At 40.7% G+C, this 8772-nt stretch carries 5 protein-coding genes; 2 read left to right on the top strand and 3 right to left on the bottom strand.

Features of this window, described 5'->3' with window-relative positions; all coding sequences use genetic code 11:
• Positions 1-246 precede the first annotated feature (246 nt).
• On the bottom strand, positions 247-1878 hold the full coding sequence (locus tag F885_RS03755; RefSeq protein WP_005190284.1) for an inorganic phosphate transporter: 1632 nt from the start codon (positions 1876-1878) through the stop codon (positions 247-249).
• Positions 1879-2316: 438 nt separating this feature from the next.
• On the opposite strand from F885_RS03755, the gene metH reads away from it, so the two are divergent.
• Both metH and F885_RS03765 read left to right on the top strand, forming a co-directional pair.
• Positions 2317-6003 (top strand): methionine synthase, encoded by a 3687-nt coding sequence (gene metH / locus F885_RS03760; RefSeq protein WP_005321934.1) that lies wholly within the window; start codon positions 2317-2319, stop codon positions 6001-6003.
• A gap of 205 nt (positions 6004-6208) precedes the next feature.
• Positions 6209-6781 carry a hypothetical protein gene (locus F885_RS03765; protein ID WP_005321932.1) on the top strand — a complete coding sequence of 191 codons (573 nt, stop codon included), beginning with the start codon at positions 6209-6211 and terminating at the stop codon, positions 6779-6781.
• 91 nt (positions 6782-6872) lie between these two features.
• Here the strand turns inward: F885_RS03765 and F885_RS03770 are convergent, their stop codons facing one another.
• Together F885_RS03770 and F885_RS03775 are read right to left on the bottom strand one after the other, a co-directional pair.
• Positions 6873-7343, bottom strand: a complete 471-nt coding sequence (locus F885_RS03770) for a hypothetical protein (RefSeq protein WP_032859725.1) — start codon at positions 7341-7343, stop codon at positions 6873-6875.
• Positions 7344-7492: 149 nt separating this feature from the next.
• A complete protein-coding gene (locus F885_RS03775) occupies positions 7493-8770 on the bottom strand; it encodes a glutaminase (protein ID WP_005321927.1) in 1278 nt (425 codons plus the stop codon).
• Positions 8771-8772 lie beyond the last annotated feature (2 nt).

The raw sequence follows: 8772 nt of genomic DNA, 5'->3' as shown, positions 1-8772 counted from the left end.
ATTCAGCCATTCAGCCATTCAGCCATTCAGCCATTCAGCCATTCAGCCATTCAGCCATTCAGCCATTCAGCCATTCAGCCATTCAGCCATTCAGCGCATCATAAATTGACAAGGGCACGCTGACCCACTTTAAAAGGACAACTCATATCTAAAATCAGACAATTTTGAAGAAAAATGAAAGGTACAGACATAAAAAAGCTTTGCCGAAGCAAAGCCTTTAAATCTGATCTTTTTAAGTATTTAGGATCATGAAACAAACTGTAGGAACAACCAATATAGACCACCAGATAAGGTAATCGTTGCTGGTAAAGTAAAGATCCAAGCAGACAGAATTGTTCTAACCGTTGCGAAGTTTAGACCTGACTTATTGGCAACCATAGTACCTGCAACAGCACTGTTTAATACGTGTGTAGTTGATACTGGCATACCAAGACCATCCGCTGCTGCAATAGTACTCATCGCTACAAGCTCAGCAGACATACCCTGACCATAAGTCATATGGTTCTTACCAATACGCTCACCGACAGTCACAACAATACGCTTCCAGCCCACCATGGTACCTAGACCAAGCGCAAGAGCAACCGCAACTTTCACCCAGTTTGGAATGTACTGAAGGAATGAATCCAAGCTACTACGGTATTCTTTCACAACTTTAGCTTGGTCTTTATCCATTTCTGGCAAAGCTTCAGCTTTATCTAAACGCTTAAACGTTGTAGTGCTTAAATACATGTCATTGCGGATTTCGCTAACAGCAGCTTCAGGAATCGCCTTAAGATCGCCATAACCAGCAACACGTGTACCCAAGTGCTCTGTCATACTTGCTAACGCAGGTACAACTTCAGCCGTTTGTTCTTTGGTTTGGATATATTTAGTTAATACTTCACGCGCTTTCTCATCTGTCAGCTCGTTTTGATTAACGTTTAAAACAGTTGCTGTTTTTGAAGAAAGCTGTTCAAAAGACTGTAAATGCTGCGCATCCAAGTTTTTGTTCAATGAATAAGCCAGTGGAACCAAGCCAATTAGGATCAACATGATCAGGCCCATGCCTTTTTGACCATCGTTTGAACCGTGTGCAAAGCTCACACCTGTACAAGTAAAAATAAGAATTGCACGAATCACTGGTGGTGGTGGCTTGTTACCTTCAGGTGGCTGAAACAGCTCCATTTGGCGTTTAAATACTTTCTTCACCAACAAGAATAGAATTGCTGCAAATGCAAAACCAATCAATGGAGAGAATAATAATGCCTTACCAACTTTAATCACCTGATCCATATCAATACCACTACTGGTCGCACCAGCAGACGCATTTAAAATATGGTTCATGATGCCCACACCCAAAATCGAACCGATTAAGGTATGTGAACTTGATGCAGGAATCCCCAAAAACCACGTTCCTAAATTCCATAGGATTGCCGCGATTAATAATGCAAAAACCATCGCAAAGCCAGCGCCGCTGCCGACATTCATGATCATTTCTACAGGGAGTAATGCAATAATACCGTATGCAACCGCACCACTCGCTACCATAACCCCAAGGAAGTTACAGAAACCAGCCCACATCACTGCTGCTGGAGCAGGCAATGCATTGGTATAAATAACCGTCGCTACAGCGTTCGCCGTATCGTGAAAACCATTTACAAATTCAAAGCCTAAAGCAATGAAAAGTGCCGTCGATAAAAGAATAACTGAATATAAACTTAAAGGCGGTACATGTGCCAAGTCAGCACTAAGCTGAAAACCGATATAAATCAGTGTTGCAACAATAATTGTCAAAAACACCGGCATAAAGAATTTCGGTGTTGGTACATGTACATTCGTCGATTTTGCCTGAGAGCTGGCAAGCGGTGAATCCGAAACAGGAGGAAGATTAGAATTCATGTAGACGGTTAGAGGATAATAAAATCCCCTGTATTGTTTAATTAAATTATGACAATTATATGACAAAGGACTGTCACATAAAGCCAAAATTTCATGTTTTCATCACATTTTTTTGTATTTCCCAGTAATAAATCCACCTTATTTTTCATTTTAATTAATAAAAAACAATGCATTATAAAAACAAAAACAGCGATAGAACTGTTTGTCTGATTTTGCAACAAACGCTACGAAATATGACATTAAACTGTCACATTCCGAACTGGATGTTTTCTTTTTAAGCATTATTCAATTCAATTGTGACAACTTCATGAACATTTTATGACATTTTCTAAGTGACCCGATGAATCACTGTTCAAGCTTGCTGAAAATACGCGCTTTGACCTAGCTTCTGTTACAATGCCCCTGCTTTTTATCTTGATCATCAACTGGGGTTTCTGAATGTCCACGCTTACCACCCTACAATCACTTCTTACCCAACGCATCCTGATTATTGATGGTGCAATGGGAACCATGATTCAACGCCATAAACTAGAAGAAGAAGATTATCGTGGTGAACGTTTTGCAGATTGGGCATCAGACCTTAAAGGCAATAATGACTTATTGGTTTTAACCCAACCACAGATTATTCAGGGCATCCATGAAGCTTATTTGGATGCAGGCGCAGATATTATCGAAACCAACAGCTTTAACGGCACCCGTGTTTCAATGTCTGACTACCACATGGAAGACCTTGTTCCAGAGATCAACCGTGAAGCAGCGCGCTTAGCCAAAGCAGCATGTGAAAAATATTCAACCCCAGAGAAACCACGTTTTGTTGCAGGCGTACTTGGCCCAACTTCACGTACCTGTTCGATTTCACCGAATGTGAACGACCCTGCATTCCGTAATATTACATTTGATGAATTAAAAGAAAACTATATTGAAGCTGCCCACGCCTTGATTGAAGGTGGTGCAGACATTCTCTTGATCGAAACTGTGTTTGATACCTTGAACTGTAAAGCTGCAATCTTTGCGGTGAAAGAAGTATTCAAGCAAATTGGTCATGAACTACCGTTGATGATTTCAGGCACCATTACCGATGCATCAGGTCGTACCTTAACAGGCCAAACTGCTGAAGCGTTCTGGAACTCAGTACGACACGGTGATTTACTCTCAATTGGTTTTAACTGTGCCTTGGGTGCAGACGCGATGCGCCCACACGTGAAAACCATTGCGGATGTTGCTGATACTTTTGTCTCTGCCCATCCAAACGCTGGTTTGCCGAATGCCTTCGGTGAATATGATGAAACTCCAGAACAAACCGCAGCATTCATCAAAGAATTTGCTGAAAGCGGTTTGATCAATATTACTGGTGGTTGCTGTGGTACCACACCAGATCATATTCGCGCTATCTATAATGCAGTCAAAGACATTCAGCCACGTCAAATTCCTGAAACCAAACCAGCCTGCCGTTTAAGTGGTTTAGAACCATTTAACATTTATGATGATTCACTGTTCGTCAATGTCGGTGAACGTACCAACGTCACGGGTTCAAAAAAATTCCTGCGTCTTATCCGTGAAGAAAAGTTTGCCGAAGCTTTGGAAGTAGCTCAGCAACAGGTTGAAGCGGGTGCACAGATCATCGATATCAACATGGATGAAGGCATGCTGGATTCGCAAAATGCGATGGTGCATTTCCTGAATCTAGTGGCATCTGAGCCAGATATCTCTCGTGTGCCAATCATGATTGACTCGTCAAAATGGGAAATCATTGAAGCAGGTTTAAAGTGTGTACAAGGTAAACCTGTTGTTAACTCAATTTCATTGAAAGAGGGTTATGACGAGTTTGTTGAAAAAGCTCGCCTATGCCGTCAGTACGGTGCTGCGATTATTGTGATGGCCTTTGATGAAACAGGTCAGGCCGATACTGCTGCACGTAAACGTGAAATCTGTAAACGTTCTTATGATGTTTTAGTCAATGAAGTGGGCTTCCCTGCTGAAGATATTATTTTTGACCCGAACGTATTTGCCGTGGCAACAGGGATCGAAGAACACAACAACTATGGCGTCGACTTTATTGAAGCTACGGGCTGGATCAAACAGAACTTGCCACATGCCATGATTTCAGGCGGTGTCTCTAACGTATCCTTCTCCTTCCGTGGTAATGAGCCTGTCCGTGAAGCGATTCACTCGGTATTTCTTTACCATGCCATCAAACAAGGCATGACTATGGGGATCGTGAACGCTGGTCAAATGGCGATTTACGACGATATTCCAAAAGAACTAAAAGATGCAGTTGAAGATGTTGTTTTAAACCAGAACCAAGGTGAATCAGGTCAAAATGCCACAGAAAAACTGCTTGAAGTGGCAGAGAAGTTCCGTGGTCATAGTGGCGCGCAACGTGAGGCTGAAAACCTTGAATGGCGCAATGAATCGGTTGAAAAACGTCTTGAATATGCGTTGGTAAAAGGTATCACCACCTATATTGATGAAGATACTGAAGAAGCCCGTTTAAAAGCCAAACGCCCTCTTGATGTGATTGAAGGCGCATTGATGGATGGCATGAACGTGGTTGGTGACCTGTTTGGTTCAGGTAAAATGTTCCTGCCACAAGTCGTGAAATCTGCACGTGTGATGAAACAAGCCGTTGCATGGTTGAACCCATACATCGAAGCTGAAAAAACAGGTAGCCAATCCAAAGGTAAAGTGTTGATGGCGACTGTTAAGGGTGACGTACACGATATTGGTAAAAATATCGTGGGCGTGGTCTTGGGCTGTAATGGTTATGACATCGTTGATCTTGGGGTGATGGTCCCAGCGGAAAAAATCCTGCAAACCGCGATTGATGAGAAATGTGACATCATCGGTTTGTCGGGTTTGATCACCCCGTCTTTGGATGAAATGGTGTTTGTTGCCAAAGAAATGCAGCGTAAAGGCTTTAACATTCCATTATTGATTGGTGGTGCAACCACATCGAAAGCACACACTGCGGTGAAGATTGATCCTCAGTATCAAAATGATGCGGTGATCTATGTGGCCGATGCTTCACGTGCAGTGGGTGTTGCAACTACCCTGCTCTCGAAAGAAATGCGTGGCAACTTTATTGCAGAACATCGTGCTGAATATGCCAAGATTCGTGAACGCTTAGCCAATAAGCAACCGAAAGCAGCCAAACTCAGCTATGCCGAATCGATTGAGAACGGTTTCAAGGTGGATGACAACTATGTGCCACCGATTCCAAATAGTTTAGGTACGCAAGTCATTACCAATTATCCATTGGCGACCTTGGTTGAATACTTTGACTGGACACCATTCTTTATCTCTTGGAGCTTGGCGGGTAAATTCCCGAAAATCCTGACAGATGAAGTTGTGGGTGAAGCAGCCACTGATTTATATAACCAAGCGCAAGCGATGCTAAAAGACATTATCGAGAATAATCGTTTTGATGCACGTGCTGTATTTGGTTTATACCCTGCACAGCGTACCGGTGCGGATACCGTGAGTGTGTTTGATGAATCTGGTCAAAAGGTTACGCATACCTTTGAGCATATTCGTCAGCAGTCAGACAAAGTCACAGGCAAACCAAATTTATCTTTAGCAGACTTTATTAGCACCTCTAAAGACAATACTGATTATCTCGGTGGTTTCACGGTATCGATCTTTGGTGCTGAAGAATTGGCAAATGAATATAAAGCCCAAGGTGATGATTACTCAGCAATTCTGGTTCAGTCTTTGGCCGATCGTTTTGCCGAAGCCTTCGCAGAACATTTGCATGAGCGCATTCGTAAAGAATTCTGGGGCTATAAAGCCGATGAGACTTTGGGCAATGAAGAATTAATCAAAGAGAAGTATGTCGGCATTCGTCCTGCACCAGGTTATCCTGCTTGCCCAGAGCATTCTGAAAAAGCAGTGTTATTTGATTGGTTAGGTTCAGAAGCGAAAATTGGTACCAAGTTGACTGAACACTTTGCGATGATGCCGCCTTCTTCTGTCAGTGGTTTCTATTATTCTCATCCTGAAAGTGAATACTTCAACGTAGGCAAGATTTCTCAAGATCAGCTTGAGGATTATGCAAAGCGTAAAGGTTGGACATTGGATGAAGCGAAGCGTTGGTTAGCGCCGAATTTAGATGATTCGATTGCGTAAGTGATCAAAAGAATCCCCTCAATTGAGGGGATTTTTATATGATCCAAAAGCAAAGATTGTTTACCAAAGACATCCGTTTCTACATAGATCTTGCTCGCGAATAAAACTATTTTTTGAAATTAATCCTATCAATGCTTAATTTCTAGATTTCAAAAAGTTGTAGTAAAATTTAATATAAATAGAATTGACCAGCATCAAATTTCAAATGACTATAGGTTTTAGATTAAATGAAAAAAAGAAAAGGAATTTAGCAACAATCATCGCTTTAATCTTTACAGCATTCCTTCTTCTTATATTAGCTTTAAGTGTTTATGAACTTCTCACACCAAAGAAGATAATTAAAGTAACGCCGTATCAGCATCTGGAAACAGATAAAAGCATGAATTATGAATTCAGCATTAAAAAGTTTAATAAGTTAGATACGATATTTATCACTGAAAATCAAAAAAGAATTTATCTTTTTGACTGTTCAAATTATTTGGAAACTATCTGCAGCCATGATCAAGACCAAGTTTTCAACTATCAAATCAAAACGGCAGATATTATAAAAATAAACGATAGGTTTATGATCAAAGATATGACTTGGGTCGACGCTGTAAATAAAAAGCAATTTCAACATACATTGGCAGACCACCAGCTCATGAAATTATATGAAGCTAAAAGCAACGTCTCCTATGTAGCTATAGCTGTCTTCTTATTGTTGAGTTGCGGAGGGCTTTTTATGATCTTTTGGGGCCATATTTATCAATTTATTTTAAAAAAATTTAACTCTCTCTAACTTGCTTTTCCAGCCCCTAAAATACATTTTAAATTGGCTAAACTGCTACATTTCAGCGACTGGTTTATTTTTATACTTACTCTTGTCAAAACTAACAATCATCAAAGAACAATTTATATTTTAAAAGTTTTCCATTTTTAAAGACAAACGCTATTGAATCATTTCCACTTTCGGCAAGCCCACTATAAACAACATTCTTATTTTCAGCATCCATCCACAATTCATATTTTTTAAATTGTTGCATAAAAGTCTTTTGATCTATCCCACCACGAATTTTTTGTCCATGAAACACTAGCGCATTGTTCTGACTTAAATAAACCTCTTTAATGACGCCTGTGTCTAAAAGTTTAAAACTGCCATAATCATATTCATCAGGGAAATAACCACCATTACACTCATCTGCTTTTCCTTTAATGATGCTTTTCGGCTTAGCTAATGAGCGTATTGGTACTTCCCAATTATTGTAAGTTTTACCCTGAATAACAGGCTGCACAAATGGAGCTGCAAACAATGACTGTGAAGCCATAAACATCAATATAAAACCCAATATTTTATTTTTCATTTTAGATATTCTTCAAAAACTAATCGGCTCATTATAAATACAATTTAAATTAAATTCTCCCCCATAAAATAAAATCCATCCGAGTATATTGAGCACAATATATAAACGCTATTCAGAACCTATATCATTTCAATAAAGGTTCTCTTCTCCTATAGCTCTTTATGCTTCTCAATCAGATCCTCAAGATTCTGATAAACATGCAAGATACGATCTTTATGCGTTCGTGCATGATCCAAACGCTGCTCAGGATCAACCAACAATAATGTATGACCATCATCGATCAAACGATCAATCCCCTCCAAAAACATCCGTTTTCCAACATCATGAATCAATGAAATCTGGGTTAAATCAATCACAATAGAGCTTTTATCAACAGGCTCACATTGCAGCGTTCGTAACAACATTTCCGCTTCAGTAAATTTCAATACACCACGCAGTACATAGACACTTAAAGACGCATCTTTTCCAGTGCGATAATGACTCTGCACAATCGTTTGTGCAGAAGGTGTGCCTTCCATCAAATGCAAGCCCATATCACGAGAGAGTCTTTCCATGATATCGATGCCGCGTACACTATTGCCATGTTCATCGAGTCGAGGAGAGAAAGCTGCAATACTCACCTGACCTGGCAACACACCCAAGATTCCACCTGCGACACCACTTTTGGCAGGAATACCAACCGTTGTGAGCCAATCCCCCGCGGCATCGTACATACCACAGCTCATCATCACGCTTAGGACTTGGCGTACCACAGCACGATTCAATAAGCGTTTACCCGTTTTAGGATCAACCCCACCATTGGCAAAAACACTGCCCATCCGTACTAGATCTTTAACCGTCACCAAGATCGCGCATTGACGAATATAGCCATTCACAATATCAACAGGATCAGTTTCCAATATCCCAACCGTACTCAACATATAACCAATTGAGAGATTGCGATAGGCCGTTTTCACCTCGGATTCATAAACAGCATCATCAAATTGCAGTTCACGTCCTGCCAGCTCGCTCATAAATCGACGTAAAATTTCTGCACCTGATAAGTCATCTTTGACAGGAATCAGTGAATGCGTAGTAATTGCACCTGAGTTAATCATCGGATTTTTAGGACGGCGATCTTTACCCAATGAAATTTCATTAAAGGCTTCGCCCGAAGGTTCAACCCCAACTTTCTCTAATACGGCATCAATCCCAAGCTGTTGTAGCACATAGGCATAAGTAAACGGTTTAGACATCGATTGAATCGTGAATTCAATCTCATCATCCCCAACGGAATAGATTTCACCATCAACGGTAGACAAGGCCAGTGCTAATCGGTTGGGATTTGCATTGGCTAACTCAGGAATATAATCGGCGAGATGCCCACTGTTATCGATATCGCAGGCATCAATCACATGTGCCAAATAATCAGGAAGTGGAGTTTTCATGG

The organism is Acinetobacter higginsii (assembly GCF_000369845.1).
Taxonomy (GTDB): domain Bacteria; phylum Pseudomonadota; class Gammaproteobacteria; order Pseudomonadales; family Moraxellaceae; genus Acinetobacter; species Acinetobacter higginsii.
This window is presented reverse-complemented; position numbering and strand designations above follow the sequence as displayed.